Source organism: Mycolicibacterium peregrinum (assembly GCF_001665625.1).
Lineage (GTDB): Bacteria > Actinomycetota > Actinomycetes > Mycobacteriales > Mycobacteriaceae > Mycobacterium > Mycobacterium peregrinum_B.
Map to the genome: position 1 here is coordinate 36,083 of NZ_LZSY01000019.1, position 22,525 is coordinate 58,607.

General features: G+C 68.3%; 22 protein-coding genes and 1 pseudogene. 8 read left to right on the top strand and 15 right to left on the bottom strand.

Translation table 11 applies throughout. The features are described 5' to 3' along the window. Positions 1-15 precede the first annotated feature (15 nt). Positions 16-1,260, top strand: a complete 1,245-nt coding sequence (locus tag A5779_RS02445; RefSeq protein ID WP_236734625.1) for an MFS transporter — start codon at positions 16-18, stop codon at positions 1,258-1,260. On the opposite strand, the gene A5779_RS02450 is transcribed toward A5779_RS02445, so the two are convergent. Further along, positions 1,206-1,691 (bottom strand): nuclear transport factor 2 family protein, encoded by a 486-nt coding sequence (locus tag A5779_RS02450; protein ID WP_064878585.1) that lies wholly within the window; start codon positions 1,689-1,691, stop codon positions 1,206-1,208. The two genes, A5779_RS02445 and A5779_RS02450, sit on opposite strands and share 55 nt — an antisense overlap. Before the next feature lie 43 nt (positions 1,692-1,734). On the opposite strand from A5779_RS02450, the gene A5779_RS02455 reads away from it, so the two are divergent. Together A5779_RS02455 and A5779_RS02460 are read left to right on the top strand one after the other, a co-directional pair. Beyond that, positions 1,735-2,988, top strand: a complete 1,254-nt coding sequence (locus tag A5779_RS02455) for an acyl-CoA dehydrogenase family protein (RefSeq protein WP_064878587.1) — start codon at positions 1,735-1,737, stop codon at positions 2,986-2,988. After that, entirely contained in the window at positions 2,985-3,785 is an 801-nt protein-coding gene (locus A5779_RS02460; protein ID WP_064878589.1) for a tyrosine-protein phosphatase, read from the top strand. The genes A5779_RS02455 and A5779_RS02460 overlap by 4 nt, the downstream gene beginning before the upstream one ends. Before the next feature lie 6 nt (positions 3,786-3,791). On the opposite strand, the gene A5779_RS02465 is transcribed toward A5779_RS02460, so the two are convergent. Then, a complete protein-coding gene (locus tag A5779_RS02465) occupies positions 3,792-4,064 on the bottom strand; it encodes a hypothetical protein (protein WP_064878591.1) in 273 nt (90 codons plus the stop codon). Between the two features lie 129 nt (positions 4,065-4,193). Here A5779_RS02465 and A5779_RS34760 point away from each other — a divergent pair, with 129 nt between their 5' ends. Then, positions 4,194-4,256, top strand: a complete 63-nt coding sequence (locus tag A5779_RS34760) for an Rv1535 domain-containing protein (RefSeq protein WP_237671824.1) — start codon at positions 4,194-4,196, stop codon at positions 4,254-4,256. 113 nt (positions 4,257-4,369) lie between these two features. Here A5779_RS34760 and A5779_RS34850 read toward each other — a convergent pair. From A5779_RS34850 to A5779_RS02505, 8 genes and pseudogenes are all read right to left on the bottom strand, one after another. Further along, a pseudogene (locus tag A5779_RS34850) lies at positions 4,370-8,524 on the bottom strand (HAD-IC family P-type ATPase); the annotation flags it as partial. A 17-nt stretch (positions 8,525-8,541) separates the two neighbouring features. Continuing rightward, positions 8,542-9,027 (bottom strand): hypothetical protein, encoded by a 486-nt coding sequence (locus A5779_RS02475; RefSeq protein WP_064878595.1) that lies wholly within the window; start codon positions 9,025-9,027, stop codon positions 8,542-8,544. A 119-nt stretch (positions 9,028-9,146) separates the two neighbouring features. Further along, on the bottom strand, positions 9,147-9,683 hold the full coding sequence (locus A5779_RS02480) for a YceI family protein (protein WP_110776807.1): 537 nt from the start codon (positions 9,681-9,683) through the stop codon (positions 9,147-9,149). Then, on the bottom strand, positions 9,680-10,183 hold the full coding sequence (locus A5779_RS02485) for a DUF456 domain-containing protein (protein WP_064878668.1): 504 nt from the start codon (positions 10,181-10,183) through the stop codon (positions 9,680-9,682). Before A5779_RS02485 ends, A5779_RS02480 begins: the two co-directional genes overlap by 4 nt. Next, complete coding sequence (locus A5779_RS02490) at positions 10,180-10,902, bottom strand: class I SAM-dependent methyltransferase (RefSeq protein WP_064878597.1); 723 nt, start codon at positions 10,900-10,902, stop codon at positions 10,180-10,182. Before A5779_RS02490 ends, A5779_RS02485 begins: the two co-directional genes overlap by 4 nt. A gap of 9 nt (positions 10,903-10,911) precedes the next feature. Beyond that, the gene (locus A5779_RS02495) at positions 10,912-11,607 is read right to left on the bottom strand and encodes a haloacid dehalogenase type II (RefSeq protein WP_064878599.1); all 696 of its coding nucleotides are present in this window, start codon (positions 11,605-11,607) and stop codon (positions 10,912-10,914) included. Between the two features lie 2 nt (positions 11,608-11,609). Further along, entirely contained in the window at positions 11,610-12,581 is a 972-nt protein-coding gene (locus tag A5779_RS02500; protein WP_064878600.1) for an NADPH:quinone oxidoreductase family protein, read from the bottom strand. A 5-nt stretch (positions 12,582-12,586) separates the two neighbouring features. After that, a complete protein-coding gene (locus A5779_RS02505; protein WP_064878602.1) occupies positions 12,587-13,450 on the bottom strand; it encodes an SDR family oxidoreductase in 864 nt (287 codons plus the stop codon). A 231-nt stretch (positions 13,451-13,681) separates the two neighbouring features. Here A5779_RS02505 and A5779_RS33955 point away from each other — a divergent pair, with 231 nt between their 5' ends. Beyond that, positions 13,682-13,834, top strand: a complete 153-nt coding sequence (locus A5779_RS33955; RefSeq protein WP_165609125.1) for a hypothetical protein — start codon at positions 13,682-13,684, stop codon at positions 13,832-13,834. A gap of 159 nt (positions 13,835-13,993) precedes the next feature. Beyond that, entirely contained in the window at positions 13,994-14,191 is a 198-nt protein-coding gene (locus A5779_RS02510) for a hypothetical protein (protein ID WP_064878604.1), read from the top strand. Between the two features lie 63 nt (positions 14,192-14,254). Here A5779_RS02510 and A5779_RS02515 read toward each other — a convergent pair whose 3' ends face one another. The 3 genes from A5779_RS02515 to A5779_RS02525 all read right to left on the bottom strand — a co-directional run bounded on the left by A5779_RS02515 (position 14,255) and on the right by A5779_RS02525 (position 16,853). After that, positions 14,255-15,187, bottom strand: coding sequence for a class I SAM-dependent methyltransferase (locus tag A5779_RS02515; protein WP_064878606.1), 933 nt, complete (start codon positions 15,185-15,187; stop codon positions 14,255-14,257). Then, positions 15,184-16,146 carry an SAM-dependent methyltransferase gene (locus A5779_RS02520; protein ID WP_064878608.1) on the bottom strand — a complete coding sequence of 321 codons (963 nt, stop codon included), beginning with the start codon at positions 16,144-16,146 and terminating at the stop codon, positions 15,184-15,186. Before A5779_RS02520 ends, A5779_RS02515 begins: the two co-directional genes overlap by 4 nt. 71 nt (positions 16,147-16,217) lie before the next feature. Continuing rightward, on the bottom strand, positions 16,218-16,853 hold the full coding sequence (locus tag A5779_RS02525) for a TetR/AcrR family transcriptional regulator (protein WP_064878610.1): 636 nt from the start codon (positions 16,851-16,853) through the stop codon (positions 16,218-16,220). Positions 16,854-16,976: 123 nt separating this feature from the next. Here A5779_RS02525 and A5779_RS02530 point away from each other — a divergent pair, with 123 nt between their 5' ends. Beyond that, positions 16,977-17,552, top strand: coding sequence for a TetR/AcrR family transcriptional regulator (locus tag A5779_RS02530; RefSeq protein WP_064878612.1), 576 nt, complete (start codon positions 16,977-16,979; stop codon positions 17,550-17,552). An 11-nt stretch (positions 17,553-17,563) separates the two neighbouring features. After that, positions 17,564-19,720 (top strand): FUSC family protein, encoded by a 2,157-nt coding sequence (locus A5779_RS02535; RefSeq protein WP_064878615.1) that lies wholly within the window; start codon positions 17,564-17,566, stop codon positions 19,718-19,720. A gap of 4 nt (positions 19,721-19,724) precedes the next feature. On the opposite strand, the gene A5779_RS02540 is transcribed toward A5779_RS02535, so the two are convergent. Both A5779_RS02540 and ptsP read right to left on the bottom strand, forming a co-directional pair. Beyond that, positions 19,725-20,699: a pirin family protein gene (locus A5779_RS02540; protein WP_055119343.1), complete on the bottom strand. Its 975-nt coding sequence runs from the start codon at positions 20,697-20,699 to the stop codon at positions 19,725-19,727. A gap of 142 nt (positions 20,700-20,841) precedes the next feature. After that, the gene (gene ptsP / locus A5779_RS02545) at positions 20,842-22,521 is read right to left on the bottom strand and encodes a phosphoenolpyruvate--protein phosphotransferase (RefSeq protein ID WP_064878617.1); all 1,680 of its coding nucleotides are present in this window, start codon (positions 22,519-22,521) and stop codon (positions 20,842-20,844) included. Positions 22,522-22,525: the final 4 nt, after the last annotated feature.

Genomic DNA, 22,525 nt, shown 5'->3' on the forward strand with positions numbered 1-22,525 from the left:
CCTACCGTCGGCTGAGTGTCCACCTCCCTGACCTCCGTTGAATGGCGCGGGCATTCCCGTGGCTCAACCGAGTACCGGAGGCTGCTGGCCGCACTGTTCTGCGCCGGCGTCGCGACCTTCGCTCAGCTGTACTCACCCCAGGCCGTACTCCCGCTGATCGCCCACGACATGGGCACCGGCGCCGCGCACGCCGCGTTGACGATCTCGGCCGCCACCGTCGGGCTGGCACTGGGTGTGATCCCGTGGTCCGCTCTGGCCGATCGCATCGGCCGGGTCCAGGCCATGACGATATCCATCACCGCGGCAACGGTTCTCGGCCTGATCGTGCCATTGGCCCCGAGTGCCGCGCTGCTGCTGTCCGGTCGGCTGCTCGAAGGGCTGATGCTGGGCGGGGTGCCCGCGGTGGCCATCGCCTACCTCACCGAGGAGATCGACGCCGGGCATGCCGCCCGGGCGGCAGGCACCTACGTCGCGGGCACCACCATCGGCGGATTGGCCGGCCGGCTCGTGACCGGGCCGATCGCCGAGTTCGCCGGATGGCGCGTCGGCGTCCTCGTGGTCGCGGTGTTGTGTGGTCTGTCGGCATTCGCATTCGTCAAGCTCGCCCCGCCGGCGCGGGGATTCACCCCGGCCCGCAGCCGCAACCTGGGCCGTCGGCTCGCCGAGAACCTCCGCTCACCCCGTCAACTGGTGCTCTACAGCCAGGGCTTCCTGCTGATGGGCGGCTTCGTGGCGATGTACAACTTCCTCGGTTTCCGGCTGATGGCCACCCCGTTCAACCTGCCGCAGACCGTCGTCAGCCTGGTGTTCCTGGCCTACCTGTCGGGCACCTGGGCCTCTGCCCGGGCCGGCGCCGAGGCCAGTCGGTTCGGCCGCAAGACCGTGCTGATCGGCTCGATCGCCACGATGATCGCCGGCGTCGCGATCACGCTGGCCGGCAATGTCTTCGTGGTGCTGATCGGGCTGGTGATCGCCACCGCCGGCTTCTTCGGTGCGCACGCGATCGCCTCGGGTTGGGTGGGTGCCGCCGCCGGGGACGGCAAGGCCCAGGCGTCGTCGCTGTACAACCTCTTCTACTACGCGGGATCCAGCGTCATCGGCTGGGTCGGCGGGCTGGCGTTCGACGCCGCGGGATGGCGCGCCGTGGCCGGCACCGTGATCGGTCTGGCGGTGGTGGCGGGGGTGCTGGCCTCGACGCTGGGCGACTACCAGAGTTCGATGTCGCGACCGTACTCCGCTTCCGGGCGCGGACCGAAGTAGCGCCGCTGCGACTCGTCGATCGCGACGTCGTTGATGCTGGCCTCGCGCCGGGCCATCAGACCCTCGGGTGTGAACTGCCACAACTCATTCCCGTAACTGCGGTACCACTGGCCCTGTGCGTCGTGCCATTCGTACTGGAACCGCACCGCCATCCGGTTCTCCCGAAACCCCCACAGGCTCTTGCGCAGCACATAGTCCAGCTCGCGCTCCCATTTGGCGGTCAGGAACTCCACGATCTGCTCCCGCCCGACGATGTGCTGGTCGCGATTGCGCCACTGCGAGTCCGGCGTATAGGCCAAGCTGACCTTCTGCGGGTCACGCGTGTTCCACGCGTCCTCGGCTGCTTGGACCTTCTGGAGAGCTGTTTCGGGAGTGAAGGGCGGGAACGGCGGGCGACTCTCGGGCGGGATGGCGGGTGGCGTTCCGGTCATGCCACCTTTCTACCTGTCTAACCATGTGGCTATCGTGGCTGCCATGGACTTCGCGCTGTCGGCCAAAGCGGCTGATTACCACTCCCGGTTGACCGACTTCATGGTGGAGCACGTTCTCCCCGCAGAAGCCTCCTACCACGCCTATCGCGAGGAGAAGGGGCCCAAGGATCACACGGTCCCGCCGGTGGTGGAAGAGCTCAAGGTCAAGGCGCGTGAGCAGGGCCTGTGGAATCTGTTCCTGCCCTCGGAGTCCGGACTGACCAACCTCGAGTACGCGCCCCTGGCCGAACTGTCCGGGTGGAGCATGGAGATCGCCCCCGAGGCGCTCAACTGTGCCGCGCCGGACACCGGCAACATGGAGACCCTGCACCTGTTCGCCGACGAGGCCCAGCGCAAGCAGTGGCTGGAGCCGCTGCTTGCCGGTGAGATCCGCAGTGCGTTCGCGATGACCGAGCCTGCCGTGGCATCCAGCGATGCCCGCAACATCGAGACCACGATGCTGCGTGACGGTGCGGACTATGTGATCAACGGTCGTAAGTGGTGGATCACCGGGGCGGCCGATCCGCGCTGCAAGATCCTGATCGTGATGGGCCGCACCAATCCTGACGCGGCGTCGCACGCCCAGCAGTCGATGATCCTGGTGCCGGCGGACACCCCGGGGGTGGACATCCAGCGCTCACTGCCGGTGTTCGGCTGGCAGGATCAGCATGGGCACTGCGAGATCGTGTTCGACAACGTGCGGGTGCCGGCGGAGAACCTGCTGCATGAAGAGGGCAGCGGGTTCGCGATCGCCCAGGCCCGGCTGGGGCCGGGCCGTATCCACCACTGCATGCGCGCCCTCGGTGCGGCCGAGCGGGCGCTGGCGTTGATGATCGACCGGGTGCAGAAGCGGGTCGCGTTCGGCAAGCCGTTGGCCGAGCAGGGTGTGGTGCGCGAGTCGATTGCCAAGTCCCGCAACGAGATCGATCAGGCCCGGCTGTTGTGCGAGAAGGCCGCGTGGATGATCGACCAGGAAGGCAACAAGGCCGCACACGTGCTGGTCTCCCAGATCAAGTCGGTGGCCCCTCAGGTCGCCTGCGACGTGATCGACCGCGCCATCCAGGTGCACGGCGCAGCGGGCGTCAGCGACGACTTCCCGCTGGCCCGGCTTTACAGCTGGCATCGCGCGATGCGGTTGTTCGACGGACCCGACGAGGTCCACATGCGCACGATCGCCCGGGCTGAGCTGGGCCGGGAAAAGTCCGCGCTGGCTTCGGCTGCGTGTGGCCATACGGGTTCGGCGGTGGCTGCACAGTGACCACCGAGCTGGGGGAACTGTCGGGGGCGTGGAACTTTCGGGATGTCGCGGAGGAGACCGCGATCCGGCCTGGGCTGCTCTACCGCTCGAGTCAGCTCAGCCAGCTCTCCGATGCCGGCCGGGCGGTGTTCAGCCGGCTGGGCATCACCGACGTCGCCGACCTGCGCTCGCACCAGGAGGTACAGCGGCAGGGCACCGGGCAGGTGCCCGACGGGGTCGCAGTCCATCTGCTGCCGTTCCATCCTGACAACGGGTCGACGCAGGATGCGCCGCACGAGAACACCTTCCAGCGGGTGATGTCCGAATCCGTCGAAGGTGAGGACGTGGCCACCGCGGCCCGGCGGTACATGACCGAGGTATACGAGGAGTTCCCGACGCTGCCGGGAGCGCACGGTGCGGTGCGTGAGGTGATTTCGCTTCTGGCACAGGAGCGTCCGGTGATCGCACACTGCTTCGCCGGCAAGGACCGGACCGGATTCACCGTGGCGACCGTGCTGGCGACCGTCGGCGTCGATCGAGACCGCATCATCACCGACTTCCTGGCCAGCAACGGCGCGATCCCCTCCCTGCGGAACCGGATCATGGAGTCGGTCCGCGCGCGGGCTCAGGAGGCCCCGGAGATGATCACCTACGCCGAGGCCAGACTGACCGACGAAGTGCTCGGGGTGCGCGAGGAGTATCTCGACGCGGCGTGGCGCAAACTCGAGGACGCCTACGGCTCGGTGGCGGGTTTCGTCCAGGCGGCCGGGGTCTCGCCCGACGATTTGGCCGCATTGCGGTCCAACCTGGTCGGCTGACCGCGGTTACGCCCCTTCGAGCGCTTCGCCCACCTCCTGGACCACCCGGCTGTGCTCGTTCTGCATCAGAGCGTGTCCGGCCCCGAGTAGCAGGGCCACCGGCCAGTCGATGATCTCGACCGCGGCGAGGATGCCGAGCGCGCCGTAGTAGGCCAGTTGTTCGGGGTGCGGCACCTTGATCCGGCCCACCACCGGCAAGGTCATGGCGAAGCCCTGCGCGTCGCGCACGGCGTGTACCGCGTCACGGTGCCCCTTTGCGGTTTTCGAGTTTTCTGCCATTGGTCACCTTTCCGTCACGTCGACTTCGACATCTCGACGTGTCGATTTCTCAGCGTGAGAGGCGTGATTACTTCCGGTTCCGGCGCTCCGGCCGATCCGTTGACCGACGCCGTATCCCGCGTGTTGACCGTGCCGTTGCGCGAGGTGTATGCGGTGCTGTGGCGCTGCGGAGTGCTCGACATCGACGACTGAGCCGGTTCCTCGGAAACCGGGCCGGTGAACCTCGACACCAATCGGGGCGCGACCGCGGCGATGCCGGTGGCAACGCCGGCCGCACTGAGTGCCTGGGCCCACCCGAGCGGATCCAACGGCGTGCAGCCCAGCAGCTGGCTGACGCCGGGGGTACTGATCGCGGCTCCCAAGGTCACCAACGAGCCGGCGGCGGTGGCGATCACCAGCGGGCCGTGCGAGTCGATCAGGGTCTGCGCCAGTTGGGTGGAGACCAGGGCGACGAGCGCCACGGTGGAGGCGCGCCGCGGGGCCAAGGTGAAGCCCGCCGTCAGCCAGGCACCGGTCGCGGCGCCCGCGGTCGCCGCACCCCGGATGGCCACGGTTCGCCACAGCTCGGTCTGGTCGGGCCCGTGCCCGGCAGCCCCGACGGCATGGGTGGTCGGGCTGACCGCCAGCGCGGCGGCCGGCAGCGCATCGGTCATCATGTTCACCAGCAGCAATTGCCGCGTGTTCAGCGGCGAGCGGCCGGTCAGCGCGCTGCCCACGATGGAGAACACCACCTCGCCCGCGTTCCCGCCGAGCAGCACCGCCACCGCAGCCTGAACCCGGCGCCACAGCTGACGGCCTTCGTCCAGCGCATCGGTCAGAGAACCGATCCGTCCGTCGAGGAGCAGCACGTCGGCCGAACTCCGGGCCGGATCGCTGCCGCGGGCCGCCACTCCGATGCCGACGGTGGCCGCCCGGATCGCAGCCGCATCGTTGGCGCCGTCACCGACCATGGCGCACACCATCCCGATGCGTTCGAGCGTCTGTACCACCTGCACCTTGTGCTCCGGTGACATCCGGGCGAACACGCGCCGGTCGCGTACCGCCGCTTCCTGGCTGCGCCGCGGCATCGCCACCCAGTCCTCGCCACTGATGACCTGCTCGTCTGCGATCGTCAGACCCAGCTCCGCGGCGATCGCCTTCGCCGTGACCGGGTGATCACCGGTGATGAGTCGCACACCGATCTCATTGTCCTGCAGGGATTTCAAGACCTGAGCGGACTCAGATCGTGGGGTGTCCGACAATCCCACCAGTCCGACGAACCGCAACTGCCGGGTGCAGAGTGCGGCCAGGCGGTCGGTGTCGGACCGGCCGCGTTCGGCCTGGTTGGCGGTCAGCGTGCGCCGGGCCACGGCGAGCACGCGCAGTCCGTTGCGCGCCATCTCCTCGACCGTGCGCGCCACCGCGGGGTCCAGGCCCCTACAGGCCGACAACACCACCTCGGGTGCACCTTTGATCGACAACTCGTCGCCGACCAACGCACCCGAGAACTTGCGGCCGGACCGGAACGGCAGATAGGTGCCGGTTCCGTCGGCCGCCTGCGGCGCGGCGACCGCCTCCGCCACCGCCGCATCGGTCGAGTGCTCGTACTGGTCGCCGTTCTTCGGCGGAGTTGCCCGGGCCGCGCAGTCGAGTACCTGCTGCTCGGAAACGTGGCCGCCCACGGTGCGCACCTGCGACACCCGCAACCGGTTTTCGCTGAGGGTGCCGGTCTTGTCGAAACACACGACGTCGACGCGGCCGAGTGCCTCCACCGATCGCGGGCTGCGGACCAACGCCCCGGTGCGGGTCAACCGTCGTGCCGAGGCCTGTTGGGCCAGCGTCGCCACCAGCGGCAGCCCTTCCGGCACGGCGGCCACCGCCACTGCCACACCGCTGGCCACCGCACTGCGCAGCGGCAGCCGGCGCAGCAGGCCGAGCCCGCTTACCAGGGCGCCCCCGGCCATGCTGAAAGGCAGTGCGCGGTTGGTGAGTTCACGTAGTTGTGCCTGCAGGCCCACGGCCGGGCCGGCGCCGTGCCCGATGTCGGCCGCACGTCGGGCCTGCGTCGCTGCACCCACCTCGGTCACCACGGCGACGACAGTGCCGGTGACCAATGTCGTTGTGGCATAGAGCATGCAGTGCCGCTCGGCCAGTTCCGCCCCCGGAGCGGCGGCGACCTGTTTGGGGACGGGCAACGACTCGCCGGTGAGCGAGGCCTCGTCGGCCTCTGCGTCGACGGCTTCGATGATCCGCGCGTCAGCCGGCACCACCTCCCCCGGCCGCACCTCGATGATGTCTCCGGGCCGCAGCCTGGTTGCCGCGACGCTGTCGTAGTCGGCTTCGCCGCTACGATCACCGCCGGTCACCAGTCGCCGGGCCGGCGGATCCTGGACAGCCAGCAACCGGCTCAGCAACCGCTCCGCACGGACCTGCTGGGTGGCGGCCAGTAGGGCGTTACCGGTGAGCACGGAGCCGACCAGAACCGCGTCGACCGGTGAGCCCAGCATCGCGCTGGCGGCCGAGCCGACCGCGAGCACGGGAGTCAGCGGATCGGACAGTTCCGAACGCAGTGCGGTGACCAGTTCGGTCAGCGGCCGGGGCACCGCCTGCCGCCATTGCCGTCCGCCGGGCTGCACCCGTTGCGAATCTCCTTCGGCGGCATGGACTTCGGCGAGCCGGTTGCGGACCTGCCCGGGTGTCATCGCGTGCCAGTCCTCGACGGGCACCGCCTTGGGCTCGGCATCCAGAAGAGCGCTGCGGGCCAGCCAGAATCCGTTGACCAGCCCCGCGGCCGCCCCCGCGGTCACCGGCCCGGGGCCCCGTCCGCGAACGCCGGGGACCATCAGCAACGCACCGAGCAACGTGCCTCCGGCGGACAGCTCGACCCCACGTTCGCTGGCTCGTCGCGCGGCGGGAATCGCGTGCAACATCCGCCACACCGCCGCGAGGTCCACGGCGAGGATGTCGGCCTGCCACGGGATGGCACCTCGCCCGAGCAGTCCGACCGCCAGGTCTGCAGCACTCAGCGCACGCGGTGCGTCCACCGACAGCACCGCCACGGTGCGTCCGTCGCGCTGCAGTGTCTCGACCGCGCCGGCCAGGGCCCTATCGATGTCGGTGCCCGAGTCCGCCTCGTGAAGGTCGTCGAATGACGAACGCAGGTCGCCGAGTTGGTCGAGGTTCAGAGACACCGCCTGGGCGCCGGCCCGGCGAATCTCGGCCAGCACACCGTGAGCCCGCGGATCGTGTCTCCGATACACCAGCACCTGCCCGCGGGCCCTGCCGTTGCGCGCAGCCCCGCCGAAAGCCGGCGCCACCCGGTGCCAACCGGCGGACAGCTCGCCCGCTTCCAGCCGGCCCTGGGCCCACTGCCACACCTCGGCACGGTCGGCTTGGGCCACGTCGCGGAAACGCCCCACCCGTAGGTCATCGGTGGCCAGCGCGCGGGGATCGACGACGACGGCGTCGACCCGGTCGAGGAGGCGCAATGCGTCCGGCCGCAACTGCACCAGATCGCGCCGATCGGCCAGGCCGCGACCCAACGTGCTGGCGAAGGCCTCTCGCGAGTTGCGTGCCGCCTTGGGTGCGGTGACCACGGCTGCCGTGGCGGCGGCACCGGGATCGCGTGTCAGGGCACCTACCGAGGCGGCGGCCATCGCCTGCGCCCGGCCACACCGCTCGGCATAGCGTTCCACCACACCGTCGGGCAGTGCGCACGGGCGCGCGGGCTCGGGGGCAACGGTCCGACATTCGGCCTGTGGCGCCAGATCCGGTTCGAGCGCCTCCCAGGCCTCGGCAGCAGCCGCGGTTTCGGCGAGCTGGGCCAGATGGCGGACGAATTCCACGGTGACGGCCGCGGGGGCCTGGGTGAGCGCGTACACGGCGGCAGCACCCAGACTCAGGACGGCGTCCGCACCCGGCACACCGAGCCGGGCCTCCAGCACCGCACGCACCTTCGGCTGATAGTCGACAGCGCTGACGGCCGCCATCACTCCGGCAGGCACTCTCGGCAACATCAGCGTGCGGCCCGCCACGGCGACACCGATGCCGATCCCGCTCGCTGCGGCGGTGATCCCCTTGAGAGCCAGCAGAATTCCATCGCCCGGCAGATCATTGGGCCGCCGGGGTTCGCTTCGCGTGGCCGCGCCTTGCTCGGCCTCGGCAACCACATCACACATTCGAACCAGGTCGACGGATTCCGGATCGGCGTCGGTCTCGATATCGATGATCACCCGCGACAACGGCTGGTTCAGGCGTGCCCGTCGCACCCCCGGCTGCTTGCGGAGCTCACGCAACACCGCGGTGGCGACCCGCTTTCCGTCATCTCCCTGCAGGCCGCGGACCTCGATCCAACACCGGTCTGGGCCCCGCCAGCAGCGCCGCGCGGCCGGGCCACCGACCATCTCGGCCACGGCCGTCAACACCGTCCGCACCGGCCGGACCACGGGCGCCGCCGCAAGCTCGGCCGCGCCCTGGATCATCCGTCCGATCGCGGTGATCACTTACTGCGGGTCGCCGCCGAGGTCCGTCGGGATGCCGACCGCCGAGATGTCGCCTTGGGACTACCGGCACTCGCGGAACGCTTGGCTGGGGCGCGTTTGGTCGGGGCGGAGCGTTTGGCTGCAGCGGTGCGCTTGGCCGCCGCGGATTTCCTGGGCGGTGAGGTGTCGCGGGCCTGCTGCTCAGCGCCGGCCTGGCCGTCGCCTGCGCGCTGGTTGATCTGATGGACGACCAGCGCGGCGCCTCCCACGGTCAGCAGCACCGGCCACTCGACGAGGCCCGCGGCGCCTACCGCGGCCAGTGTGAGCGCGGCCGCGGCGGGCGATCTGCTGCCCTGACTGACTCCGTTGCGAATACCTGAGCCGACCCCTTTGATTCCCCCGACCACGCCGTTGACGGCAGCGCCGCCAACAGCTCCCGCGGCTGCGGTGGTCGCGTCTGCGGTACGGCTGACTGCCCGTAGGGCACCTGAGACGATGTTCACGAGGGACTCCTCACCTTCACCGTCTCAACAACTACCCCTTTGAACGGCGTCCTACACCCGGCTTGAGCAAAGCTGACAGGAACTTGTCAGTCCGGTGAACAGCAGCGGCTCTCCGCTGGTCAGGCACCCTCGCGAAGCATGGTGTCAGACAACGTCACCCGCACCTCGTCGGCCACCTTCATCGCCCCCATGAGCATCGAATACTGCTTGATTCCGAAATCGCCGTGCCGCACAGCAGCCGTGCCGCGCACAGAATCGTCGGACACCTCAACCTCCACGGTCTGCTCGCCGGAATGCCCGGCGAGCTCCAGAACCCCCGCGATCCGTACGAGAGAACCGGAGCGCTCGATCGATGAGGATCGGAACCGGGCCTGGGGAAACTTCTTCGCCCGCAACGTCTTCAACGCGTTCGATCGGATCAGCACCTTCTCGGCCCCCGACAACGGAGTCATGCCGCCCTCGCCCCGCAGCACGTCCAGGGAGTCGAGGTCCACCGTCACCTCCACCGCCGAAGGTGTGTCGCCGTTCCATTCCACGGTCGCGTGCCACGAGCGCATCGCGATCGTCAACCGATGGCCCATCCGCGACGCGCTACCCGTCACACCGGTGTGGAGCAGCAACTCACCCGAGTCGGGGCCCAGGTCCCACTGTGTCACGCGGCGATCACCAGGCCCGTCACCCAGGTGACCGTCGCGAGCAGGGCTCCGGTCAGCTCGACGCCGACTGACAGCGCAACACCTTTGAGTGCGTGCACAGTTGACGTCCAAGCCCGCCGGTAGTCGCGACGCGAGGCCAGCTCCGCCAGATACACCCCCGCGACGAAGCCGATCACCAAACCGATCACCGGGATCACGAAGAACCCGATCAGGCCGAGCACCCCGCCGGCTGCCAGGCTCCAGATCCCCACCTCCGCGGCCCGCATCCGGCGTACCGGCCAGACATACTTGATCACCTCGGCCGTCACGAAGAACACCGCTGCGACCCCGAGCGTCACCCACGCAACCGTGGCGTTGGTCCCGTCCTTGGCCTCCCAGACCGCCCACACCGCGATCGCGGCGAAGACCAGAAACCCACCACCGGGCAGCACAGGCAACACGATGCCGAGAAGACCTACGGCAATGACCAATGCGACGAGAACAACGCCGAGAGTGCTCACGGTTTCTGCCCGCGCACCCACTGCATGGTGCCCATGGTCTTCGACCGCACCCGCTCCAGACCCAGCGCCTCGAACCGGTCGGCGAGCTCATCTTCGGCGAAGAAGCGCGCACCGCCCTTCGACAACAGCTGCGCCGGTCCCCGGTTCGTCGCCGTGGGGACCATGATCGCCATCCGCCCGCCGGGGCGCAGCACCCGCACCATCTCGGCCAGTGCGGCCTCTGCGTCGGGGATGAGCTGCAACACCGCGATCGACGTCACCGCATCGAAGACGTCGTCCCGGAACGGGAGCTTCTGAGCGTCGGCCCGCAGGAAACCGACCTGGCGGCCGGCTTCGGCCTTGACAGCGCGGGCCAACATCGGCTCGGAGATGTCCACACCAAACGCGAACCCGTCGAGCCCGGCCGACCGCGCCAGCGCGGCCGTCACATTGCCCGGACCGCTGCCAACATCGAGCGCGAGGCCGCCGGGCGGGATGTTCAGCCATTCGGTGGGTTCCTGCCACGCCGTCATCAGCTTGCGGCCGATCCCCTGGGCGTTGTCGTAGAGCTTCGACCCGAGCGGGGACGCCCACACCTTCTGGATGAATCCCGCGTTCTTCGGGGCGTCACTGCCGTCGCCCAACAGGTCGAGATACCCCTTGCTGATGTCCGGCTCGGCCGGCGGGTCGGCGAGAAGCTCGAGCACCTTGCGCAATGCCTGACTCGATGCGGTGTCCACACCCCTACGCTACGCACCAAGTTGGTCGGCAAGGTCGACAAAATCGGTCGCGACGATGTCGAAACCATCGGCCGTGACGTCGTGCGGAGTCGCGTCCGGGCCGTACTCCAGGGGCCGGGCCACGTATGCGGTCCCGAGTCCGGCGGCACGCGCGGCCCGCAGGTCGGAACGATGGGCCGCAACCAGCGTCAACTCTTCGGGTGCGATGTCCAGCAGGTCTGCACACCCACGGTAGGCCTCGAGGTCGGGCTTGTAGTGCCGGAACAGCTCTGCCGAGATCACGCAATCCCACGGCAGCCCGGCATGTTTGGCCATGTTCGTCAGCAGTGAGACGTTGCCGTTCGACAACGTGGTGATGAGGTAGCGCTGCTTGAGCCGGCTCAGTCCGGCCACCGAGTCCGGCCACGGATCCAGTCGGTGCCAGGCCCGGTTGAGGTGGTCGATCTCGTCCGGGCCTGCCTCGACCTCTACCTCGTCGAGCAGTGAGACCAGGATCGCTCGATGCAGATCGTCGATCCTGGTCCACGGCAGCTCGCCACGCCGCACCCGGTCCATTGCGGGGGCATAGCCGGCCCGCCATTTGTCGGCGAAGACCGGCCAATCCCGTTGCAGCCCGTGGCTTTCACCGAATGCCTCCAGCTCACCGATGATGCTGGACCGCCAGTCGACGACGGTGCCGAACACATCGAAGGCCAGGGCTTTCACTGCTAGGGCTCCAGGACGAGCTTCCCGCGCACCTGCCCACTGGCCAGCGCATCGAGCGCGGCCGCGCCCTCGGACAGCGGGTACCGCACCGGCGCAGGGGGACGAAGCCCGCCGGCCACCAGCTTGTTGAGCTCGGCGCCGACCTGGGCCTGAGCGGCGGGGTGACGGCGGACGAACTCGCCCCAGCCCACGCCCACCACGCTGACGTTGCGCAGCAGCAACCGGTTGACCTTGACGGTCGGGATGCCGCCGCCCGCGGCGAACCCGATGACCAGCAGCCGGCCTTCGGGCGCCAGCACCCGGATGGCGTCGTCGAAGGCCTCGCCGCCGATCGGGTCGACGACCAGATCGACGCCTTCGCCTCCGGTGGCATCCATGACCGCCTGACGCCAGCCGTCGGTCAGCGGCAGCACCACATCTGCACCCACTGACGCGACGAACTCCTCGGCCCCGGACCGGTGCACCATCGCGATCACCTTGGCGCCCATGGCTTTGGCCAGCTGGATCGAGGCGACACCGATACCGCCGGCCGAGCCGAGCACCAGCACGGTTTCGCCCGGCAGCAGCCCACCGCGGCGGGCCAGCGCGAACTGCATCGTGTAGTAGTTGCCCAGCAGCGATGCGGCCTGGCCGTCGTCGAGTCCGTCGGCCGTCGGGATCACGTTGGCAGGCGGGGCTGCCACCTGTTCGGCGTAGCCGCCCAGCATCGTCATCGCCGAGACCCGCTGGCCCGGGGTGAACCCCGAGCCCTCGGGCGCCGAGCGCACCGTTCCGGCCACCTCCATGCCGGGGGTGAACGGTGGTTCGAGCCGAAGCTGGTACTCGCCGCGGAGCAGCAGCAGATCGGGGAAGCAGACGCCGGCGGCGCCGACGTCGATGATGACGGCTTGACCGGAAGGATCAGCCACATCATCCACGTCGACGTACGCCAGCCCGGACGTACCGGTAAGTGCCTGCGCTACAAGCGCCTTCACGTATTTCAGCCCAGCTTGAAGCTGGCCTGCTGAGCGGCGGACAGATCGGTGATCTCGCCCCACTTGGCCGCGATCTCATCGACCGAAGGCACCTCGGTGAAGGTGACACCGTCGTTCTGGAACAGGGCGGTGCGCTGTACCTTGCCGCCGCCCACGATGAACACCGAATCGGTGTCGGGCAGTTCCTCGGTCATCAGGTAGGCCACCACCGGGGCCACGTACTCCGGGGTGAGCTTCTCGAACACCTCGGGCGGCAGGATGTCCTGGGTCATCCGGGTGGCGGCGATCGGGGCGACCGCGTTGGTCTTGATGTTGTACTTGGCGCCTTCCTGGGCCAGCGTGTTGATCAGACCGACCAGGCCGAGCTTGGCGGCACCGTAGTTGGCCTGACCGAAGTTGCCGAACAGGCCACTGGTGGAGGTGGCGACGACGACGCGGCCGAAGCTCTGCTCGCGGAAGTGCGGCCACGCCGCGCGGATCACGTTGTAGCCGCCGTACAGGTGCACCTTGAGCACGGCGTCCCACTGCTCGAACGTCATCTTGTGGAAGGTGCCGTCACGGAGGATGCCCGCGTTGCTCACGACACCGTCGACCTTGCCGAACTCGTCGATCGCGGTCTTGATGATGTTCTCGGCGCCGGCCTGCTCGGCGACGCTGTCGTAGTTGGCGACGGCACGGCCACCGGCGGCCTTGATCTCGGCCACCACCTCGTCGGCCATGTTGTGTCCGGCGCCGGATCCGTCACGGGCACCGCCCAGGTCGTTGACGACGACGCTGGCGCCCTCACGTGCGAGCGTCAGGGCGTATTCACGGCCCAGACCTCCACCGGCTCCGGTGACGACGACAACGCGATCCTGCACTCCTGGCATGGGGATTCCTCCTCGATAACGGGCCGGGAAACGGCTCAGCTCCCCTCCTGTATACGGCGGGCGGATAACTCCCGGTCAACCGGGTCGGTTACCGCGACGCCTACGCATTTCTGCCACCGGACGGTCAATTGCCGCCAACCTCGCTGATCAGGAATCAACCCCTTCGGCCTTTAGTTGAACCAATCAAGAAAGCGCAGAGTCGGAAAGAGGCAGGAAATGAAGAAGTTCGGGATGAGCACAGTGATCGCCAGTGGTCTGGCTGCCGCAGTTCTGGGCCTGGCCGGCCCGGCTTCCGCCGATGTGTCCCACCACGATTGGCTGGATCAGATCGGCCCGCACGTGACCGTGCCGCACGTCGACACCACGGTGCACCAGAGCCACTGAGGCTGTGACGGGCTCGCAGATGCGACTCGCAGACACGTCCCGATGAACCGACCGATCAGGTGACCACCATCACCGCGGCGGTGAGGGTTTTATAGGAATAAACGGCCAGGTCCGGCGGTTTTCAAATGCGGAATGTGTTCGCAAAAAGGATAGAAATAGATGAAAAAGTTCGGAATTCCCGCCGTGCTCGTCAGCGGAGTGGCCACCGCCCTTCTGGGCTTGTCCGCACCCGCCTCAGCCGGAGTGGACCACCACCTCTGGGTGCACCAGATGCATCAGAAGGCAACGGTTCCTCAGGTCGACACCACGGTCAAGCACACCAATGTGAATCGCACCAAGGCGATGTCGAACCGCTGATCGACAACGAAAACGGAAGGGGCGCCCCGCAATCGGGGCGCCCCTTTTGTCATGTCAGAGAGGTCAGAGCTTTTCGGCGGTGACGAATGTGGAGAACGCCCGCGTGTCGTCGTGCTCGATCTCCACGTAGCGGCCCAGTCGGCGCATCTCGTCGAGCGAGTGCACACCGTCGGCCCGCCAACCGTGGGCGCCCAGCCACGCCGCCACATCGGCACGGTCCGGATCCTCGTAGATCAGGTCCTGGATGTTGAGCGCCTGCTCCATGTTGAACTGCGCGGCGAAACGCTCGAAACGCTCACGCATCTCCTCGCGACGCTCACCGGCCGAAACGCCGGCGGTCTCGGCGGCGATCCGGCTTCCCGGGGCCGACAACTCGGTGACGAGCTCGAAGAGTCGATCCTGGGCGTCGGCAGGCAGATACATCAGCAGGCCCTCGGCGAGCCACGCGGTCGGCTGGGAATCGTCAAACCCCGCTTCCCGCAATGCTTTGGGCCAATCCTGGCGCAGATCGATGGCCACCTCGCGGCGCTGCGCCGACGGCTGCGCGCCATGCGCGGCCAACGTTTCGGCCTTGTACTCCAGCACCTTCGGCTGATCGATCTCGAACACCGTGGTGCCGGCCGGCCACTCCAGCCGGTACGCGCGAGAATCCAGGCCCGACGCCAGGATGACGATCTGGCGGATACCGGCATTCGCGGCCTCGGTGAAGTACGCATCGAAGAAGTGCGTGCGCACTGCCTGGTAGCTGCCCATGTGCTCGAAGATCTTGGCGGCCTCGTCGTCGACCTCTGCGATCTTGGCGGCGACATCCTGGTCCAGCAGCGTCTCCCAGAAGCCGGTTCCGGCACCGGCCACCAGGATCGCCGCGTACGGATCACGGATCAGCGGGTTCTCGCGTCCGGTCTCCCCGGCCCTGGCGGCGGCGACCATCACGGCCGTCGACCCGACGCTGGTGGCGATGTCCCAGGTGTCGTCGTGGCTGCGCAGTGAGCTCATCGGGATTCTCCGTCCAATCGGGCGCGCAACAGCACGCTGTCCAAACCGAATTCCGCCAGTTCGTCGGCGTCGGCCGCGCGGCCCAAACGGGCCATCTCGTCGGCGCTGGACACCGCGTCGACGTCCCAGCCGTGTGCAGCGAGCCATTCCGCAGCGTCGGCGCGCCCGTCACACGCGTACATCAGCGCGTCGGCATCGATGTCGAGCCCCAGCGAGGCGCGCATGTTCTCACCGCGGGCCCGACGTGCGGCCCGCTTCTCCGGGGTGAAACGTGCCGGATCCATGGCGAAGTCCTCGACCGCGACGCGGCTACCCGGCGCGCTGTGTGCGCCGACGAGTTCGAACAGCCGATCCTGCGCCTCGGCAGGCAGGTACGGCAGCAGCCCCTCGGCCAGCCATGCGGTCGGCTGCCCTGGGTCGAAGCCCGCGTCGATCAGTGCCGCGGGCCAATCGTCACGCAGGTCGACGGGCACGGGGACGTGCTCGGCCCGGGCCAGCGCCCCGTGCGCCTGCAATGTCTCGGTCTTGTAGTGCAGCACCTTGGGCTGGTCGATCTCGTAGACGACGGTGCCCGCCGGCCAGTCCAGCCGGAACGCCCGGGAGTCCAGGCCCGCGGCCAGGATCACGACCTGGCGGATGCCGTCATGGGTGACCTCGGTGAAGTAGTCATCGAAGTAGTGGGTGCGCACGGCCTGGTAGTTGCGGGCCATGTCGTGAATGCGGTGAGCCTCCGGATCGTCACCGATCCAGTGCGGTTCGCTACCGGCCAGCTGCGCCCACGCCGGACCTGCGGCCGCCACCAGGAGGAAGGCGAACTCGTCGCGAATCAGGGGTTCCGGCTGCACGGTCTCGGCAGCACGGGAGGCAGCCACCGCCAGCGCAGTCGCCCCGACGCTCTCGGTGATGTCCCAACTGTCGCCTTCGGCCCGACCCGGCCGTACATCGCTCAGATCAGTCATTTGCCAAGCAATGCTACCGAATACTTAGTCGATCTATGCGGTGCTGTGGGGCACCTCACGGCACCGAAGTATCAATCGCGCAGTTGCCAGAGCTTGTTCGCCATCAGCAGTTCGAACTTGTCGACGATGACTGCCACGTCGTCACGATGCCCCACGTAACCGGCGTAAAAGCCCATTCCCCACATCACCGCCACCAGCATCTCCACGATGGCCGGGATGTCGGTGTCGGTGGTCAATTCGCCGCCCGCGATCGCCTCGTCGACTGCCCACTTGACGAACTCCCGCGAGCTGCGCAACGCGTCGTGCTCCTCGGAGACGAGCTCGGGATGGCGCTGCGCCTCCAGCACCGAGGTCACCAGGAATGCCGCCGCCGACCGGTCGGTGGACTCGGCATCCATGGCCGCGGCGAAGAACGCCGAAATACGGTTCAGCAGGCTGGTGGCCTCCCGGGCCTTGGCAATGCCGGCGGCGATCACTTTCGCATTGGTCTGCTCGACCACATCGCGGTACAGAACACGTTTGCTGCTGAAGTAATGGTTGATTGCCGGGCGGGTGAGATCCGCGCGGATCGCGATTGCCTGAAATGTAGCTGCGTCGTAGCCAAGTTCGCTGAAAACTTCGCGGGCAGCGCGCACGATGCGCTCGCGTGTCTCCGCTGCCTTTGCTGCGGGAGGACGTCCAGGTCCTCGACTCGCCATGTGGGCCACATTCAAATTGTGCCACACGTCACCTGAGAGCCCCGATGCCGTCATGTTCGTGTGCGTTATATGCGGCTGACCAGCAAAGCCCCGCCGCGCCGAAAATATTGACGACGAACTAGCGTTAGCCGGATGGCGGGGGTGGCGTCGCGGGAGGCGTACTTCGAAACCGGTCTGGATGTGTTGTCCGATCTCGGGTACGGCGGGCTCAAACTTGCCGAGGTGTGCAACCGACTCGGCGTCACAACCGGGTCGTTCTATCACTACTTCCCCAACTGGGCGGCCTACACGAGGGAGTTGATCGCGCACTGGCGTGAGGCGCGCACTCTGCGGGTGGTCGAGGCGATCCGCGCCGACACGGATCCGCATCACCGCATCGAGTCCTTGATCGGTGAAGCGCTGGCCCTGCCACATGGGGCAGAGGCAGCCATCCGGGTATGGAGCTCGCTCGATCCCTACGTATACGACGTGCAGGCGGTGGTGGACCAACTGCGTTTCGACATCATCTTCGAGTCTGCCCACGAGATCATCGGCGACGAACGGAACGCCCGGTATTTCGCGGCATGGAGTTTGTATCTGGTCGTCGGTTACGAGCAGACGACGTTGCCCCGCGACCCCGAAACCTTGGAGTGGATCACCGGCCAGATGCGCGACGCGCTCGAAACGGGCCGCTTCACTCCCACGCCGGGATCGGACCAACCGGTCTAACATCGGCGATCATGCTGACCCCGGCCGAGATCTGGCGTGGGACGGCAGAGCGTCTCCGCGACTGGATACGTGACCGGGACCCCGATTACGACGCGCTGCGCCGTGCCCTGCGGGCCGCCATCGTCCTACCCATCGCGGCGGCACTCGGCTTCGCCGTCGGGGGCGACTCCCAGACTCCGCTGTTCGCGATCTTCGGAGCGGTCTCCCTTCTCATCACGGCGGACTTCCCCGGCAACCGGCCGGCCCGCGCCCTGGCCTACGGCGGCCTGGCCCTCAACGGGTTCGTACTGATCGTGCTGGGCACGGTCCTGGCCCCGTACCCGTGGCCGAGCGTCGCCGCGATGTTCGTCGTCGGACTGGTGGTGACGTTCTCCGGAGTGCTCAGCGAGATCGTCGCCGCCGGACAACGCGCCACGCTGCTGCTGTTCGTCCTTCCCCTGTGCACGCCCGTCGGCCCGATTCCCGACCGACTGCTGGGCTGGCTGATCGCCCTGGTGGTGTGCGTGCCTGCCGCGCTGTACCTCTTTGCGCCCCGCCACCACGATGAGCTGCGCCGCGACGCCGCGCGGGTATGCCGGCTATTGGCCGACCGACTGGAGGGCCAGGCCTCGGACCGTGACGTCACCCGCGCGATGAACGCGCTGTACGCCTGCTTCCTCGGCGCCGACTACCGGCCCGTCGCCCTCAGCGCGGGCAGCCGCGCACTGGTGCGTGTGGTCGACGATCTGGGTTGGATCTGCGACCAGGTCACCGACCGGACGGGCGAACTCCTGGGAGCCACGCGCGAGCCCACGGTGCGGGTACTGCGAGATAGTGCCGCCCTGCTGAAGATTCACGATCGCGCCGAGCGTGCCGCCCGCGAAGCCGATCTGCGCGCGGCTCTCGCCGAGCAGCGCACCGTGGCCCAGAGCAGTTACCGCGAGGACATCACCCAGATCTTGAGCATGGCCGACGACGCGTCCGCCGCAAAAGTGGGCGGTGTCCTGCTGAACCGGCGCACCATCTCGGCCACCATCGCTGTCACCGGACGCGTCATCGGCAATGCGGCGCTGGCCGACGCACGCCCGGTGTGGGCCCGGGTGCTGGGCCGGCGGCTACCCGAAACCGGCGCCGCGGATTGGGTGATGCCCGAGACCGTCGCAGTCGCAGCCATCACCCGCGGCTTGGTCGCCTCGCGCGCGGTGGTGCTGCGCAACAGCCTGCGCACCGGGTTGGGGTTGGCCCTCGCGGTGGCCGTCACCCACCTGTTTCCTGTGCAGCACGGGTTCTGGGTGGTGCTGGGTGTGATGTCGGTGCTGCGCAGTAGCGCGCTGGACACCGGGACGCGTGTGCTGCGCGCCGTGGCCGGCACGACGATCGGCTTCATCCTCGGTGCGGTGCTCATCGAGTTCGTCGGGGTGGACCCGATGGTGATGTGGGTCTTGTTGCCTCTGGTGGCATTCGGGTCGGCCTTTGTGCCCAAGGTCGGATCGTTCATCGCCGGGCAGGCGGCGTTCACGATGATGGTGCTGATCAACTTCAACCTGATCGCACCGACAGGTTGGCGAGTCGGGTTGGTCCGGGTGGAAGACGTCGTGGTGGGCGCGTTCGTGGGGATCGTGGCGTCGGTGCTGTTGTGGCCGCGGGGTGCGACGGCCTCGGTATCCAAGGCGATCGATCAGGCCCGGGCGGTGGGCGCACAGTTCCTCGATGCCGCCGTGCTGCGGGTGACACGGGGCGCCTCCGAAGCCGCCACCGATCGCGTGATCGCACTCGGGCATGACACCCTCACCGCCACGCGGACACTGGATGACGCTGTCCGCCAGTACCTTTCGGAGACCGGCGGACCCACCGACCAACGCGCCCCGGCGGTGCGGGCGGCCAACCGGGTCATCCGGGTACGGGCGGTAGCAGAGCTGATCGCCGATGTCGTACCCCCACCGCTGGGCGTCTATCCGCAGACCCGCTCGGTGATCGAGGAGCATGCCGCGGCGATCTGCGCCCGGCTCACCGGCGCGGACACCACGTCGGAACTGGTACCGATCGGCGAGAATTTCGTGGTGTCGTTGCGCGCCGAGGCCACCGGAACCGACCTTGCGGTCTCGGCGGCCCTGCCGCTGGTGACGGCTGCAGCGCATCTCGGCGAGCTGGAGTTGCTGTACCCGCAGCCCGCCGAGTCGGTGGGTTAGTCGGTCAGTTCAGCGGCCGGTGCGGCATCAGCGCATTCGGCGGGATCTGGCCGAACTTGCCTGCCTGGTAATCCTCCAGCGCCTGGATGAGCTCCGACTTGGAGTTCATCACGAACGGGCCGTAGTGGAAGACCGGTTCCCGAATCGGCCGGCCGCCCAGCAGCAGAACTTCCATGGCGGGCCGGTGTGAATCCTGAGTTCCCTCGGCCGATACCGTGATCCGGTCGCCGGGGCCGAGCACGGCCAGTTGGCCCTGGTGGATCGGGTGACCGACGGGGCCGACGCTGCCGCGCCCACTCAGTACGTACACCAACGAGTTGAAGTCGCGGTTCCACGGCAGGTTGAGCTGCGCACCCGGTTCAATCGTGGCGTGCGCCAAGGTGATCGGAGTGTGCGTGTTACCCGGCCCCTGAGCACCGTCGATCTCGCCGGCGATGATCCGGACCAACGCCCCGCCGTCCTGGGACGACAGCAACTTCGCGTCGGGACCTTCGATGGCCTGGTAACGCGGCGTCGCGAACTTGTCCTTCTTCGGCAGGTTCACCCACAGCTGGATGCCGTGGAACGTGCCGCCGCTCTCGACCAGTTCGGCCGGCGGAGTTTCGATGTGCAGGATGCCGGACCCTGCGGTCATCCACTGGGTGGCGCCGTCGGTGATCAGACCGCCGCCGCCATGTGAATCCTGGTGCGCGAACCGGCCGTCGATCATGTAGGTGACGGTTTCGAAGCCGCGGTGCGGGTGCCAGTCGGTGCCCCGCGGTTCACCGGGCTGGTATTCCACCTCACCCATCTGGTCCATGTGGACGAACGGGTCGAGGTCGGCGGCGCTGACTCCGCCGAACGCGCGGACGACGGGGAATCCCTCGCCCTCGTATCCGCGCGGGCCGGTGGTGATCGAGCGAACCGGGCGTTCGGTCTCCGACGCCTGAGCTGCCGCGATACGGGGCAGGGTCAAGGTGTCTGCGGTGATGGCTGGCATCTCCTACCTCCTGTTTGTAGTCTTATGCCAGCTATAACCGGACCGCGGTCCGATTATTCCCCCGGGGCCCTTTCCTCCCGCGAGCAGACGCTCCGGTACCCCTCCGGCAGCATTTTCGGGTACCTAGTTGTCTGCTCGCGGGTCAAAGGTGAGCCGCGGCGGCTTCGCGGGCCTCGGCAGCTGTCGCGGTGTCGAGCACCGCCTCCGCGGCGGCGCGGCACTGCTGCAACGTCACCTGCGCGAGCTTCGCGCCCACCGCTGCGATCGCGGCCGGCGCCATCGACAACGACGTCACACCCAGGCCCACCAACACGGCGGCCAGGAGCGGGTCGGCCGCGGCCTCGCCGCATACTCCGACCGGCTTGCCCGCCGCCGCTCCGGCGCGGGCCGCCATCGCCACCAGAGCCAGTACCGCGGGCTGCCACGGATCGGTGAGGGCGGCCAGATCGGCCGACATCCGGTCGGCGGCCATCGTGTACTGGGCGAGGTCGTTGGTGCCGATCGACAGGAACTCGACGTGCTCGAGGATCTTGTCGGCCAACAGTGCCGCAGCGGGCACCTCGATCATCACGCCCGGCGTCAGCCCGTACGAACGTGCCTTGGTGGCAAAGCTTTTCGCCTCGGCCGCGGTGGCGATCATGGGCGCCATGACCCACGGCGGGTTGCCGGTCTGCTCGGCAGCCGCGCCGACCGATTCGAGCTGACGGTCCAGCAGGCCGGGATTGCCCTCGGCGATGCGGATGCCGCGCACGCCGAGCGCCGGGTTCGCCTCCTCGGGATGACCTGCGAACTTCAACGGCTTGTCCGAACCCGCGTCGAGGGTCCGGACCACCACCTTGTGCCCGGCGAACGCCTCGAGCACCTCACCGTAGATGTTCGCCTGTTCGTCGACGGTGGGCTCGGTGTCGCGGTTGAGGAAGCACAGTTCGGTGCGGAACAGCCCGACACCTTCGGCAGGGGTTTCGCGGGCTGCGCGGGCGGCGGCACCGTCCTGGACATTCGCCAAGATGGCGACGGTGTGGCCGTCCGCCGTCGCACCGGGCCCCGCCCACTGTCGGGCTGCCAGGGCGTCCCGTTGCGCAGCGGCCACAGCCGCGGCAGCCTCCGAGGCGTCGGGGTCTGCCGTGAGGGTGCCCGCGGTGCCATCGAGAAGAACCATCGCGCCGGCGGCGACGGCGTCGAGGCCACCGATGGCCACGACGCAGGGAATTCCGAGCTGGCGGGCGATGATCGCGGTGTGGCTGGTCGGCCCACCGAGCGTGGTGGCCAAGCCGACCACCAGCTGCGGGTCCAGACCGGCGGTGTCGGCAGGAGCCAGATCTTCGGCACAAAGGACCGACGGGATATCCGGCAGCGGCACACCAGGTTCCGGCAAACCAGACAGCTCGGCGATGACCCGGTCGCGAATATCCCGCAAGTCGGTGACGCGTTCGGCCATCAGCCCGCCGAGCTGCGTGAACAACTCCACGAACTGGTCCACCGCCTCGGTCACGGCGCGGACCGCTGGAGCGCCTGCGGCGATCCTCTTGTCAGCAGCCCCGAGCCAGGCCCGGTCCTGGGCCAGGGTCGCGGTGGCGGCGAGCACTTCCGAGGCGGCACCCGTGGCATGCGCGGCCCGGTCCCGCAGCCGGGTGGCGACCTCCGTCGCCGCAGCTGCAAAACGCCCCGCTTCGGCCGGCCGGTCCGCCTCGGCGATGTCGCCGGCCGGCACCTCGACCTCCGGGAGTCTGCTGACCCGGATCACGGGTGCGTACTGCACTCCCGGGACCACCGGAACCCCGCGCAAGACGATGGGTGACGCAACCGATGCTGTAGTGCCCATGTGA

Excerpts from the sequence above, each read along its gene's own strand:
- A5779_RS02450 (WP_064878585.1), bottom strand. The coding sequence starts at position 1,691 with ATGACCGGAACGCCACCCGCCATCCCGCCCGAGAGTCGCCCGCCGTTC.
- A5779_RS02455 (WP_064878587.1), top strand. The coding sequence starts at position 1,735 with ATGGACTTCGCGCTGTCGGCCAAAGCGGCTGATTACCACTCCCGGTTG.
- A5779_RS02465 (WP_064878591.1), bottom strand. The coding sequence starts at position 4,064 with ATGGCAGAAAACTCGAAAACCGCAAAGGGGCACCGTGACGCGGTACAC.
- A5779_RS02505 (WP_064878602.1), bottom strand. The coding sequence starts at position 13,450 with ATGCCAGGAGTGCAGGATCGCGTTGTCGTCGTCACCGGAGCCGGTGGA.
- A5779_RS33955 (WP_165609125.1), top strand. The coding sequence starts at position 13,682 with ATGAGCACAGTGATCGCCAGTGGTCTGGCTGCCGCAGTTCTGGGCCTG.
- A5779_RS02510 (WP_064878604.1), top strand. The coding sequence starts at position 13,994 with ATGAAAAAGTTCGGAATTCCCGCCGTGCTCGTCAGCGGAGTGGCCACC.
- A5779_RS02515 (WP_064878606.1), bottom strand. The coding sequence starts at position 15,187 with ATGAGCTCACTGCGCAGCCACGACGACACCTGGGACATCGCCACCAGC.
- A5779_RS02520 (WP_064878608.1), bottom strand. The coding sequence starts at position 16,146 with ATGACTGATCTGAGCGATGTACGGCCGGGTCGGGCCGAAGGCGACAGT.
- A5779_RS02530 (WP_064878612.1), top strand. The coding sequence starts at position 16,977 with ATGGCGGGGGTGGCGTCGCGGGAGGCGTACTTCGAAACCGGTCTGGAT.
- A5779_RS02535 (WP_064878615.1), top strand. The coding sequence starts at position 17,564 with ATGCTGACCCCGGCCGAGATCTGGCGTGGGACGGCAGAGCGTCTCCGC.
- A5779_RS02540 (WP_055119343.1), bottom strand. The coding sequence starts at position 20,699 with ATGCCAGCCATCACCGCAGACACCTTGACCCTGCCCCGTATCGCGGCA.
- ptsP (WP_064878617.1), bottom strand. The coding sequence starts at position 22,521 with ATGGGCACTACAGCATCGGTTGCGTCACCCATCGTCTTGCGCGGGGTT.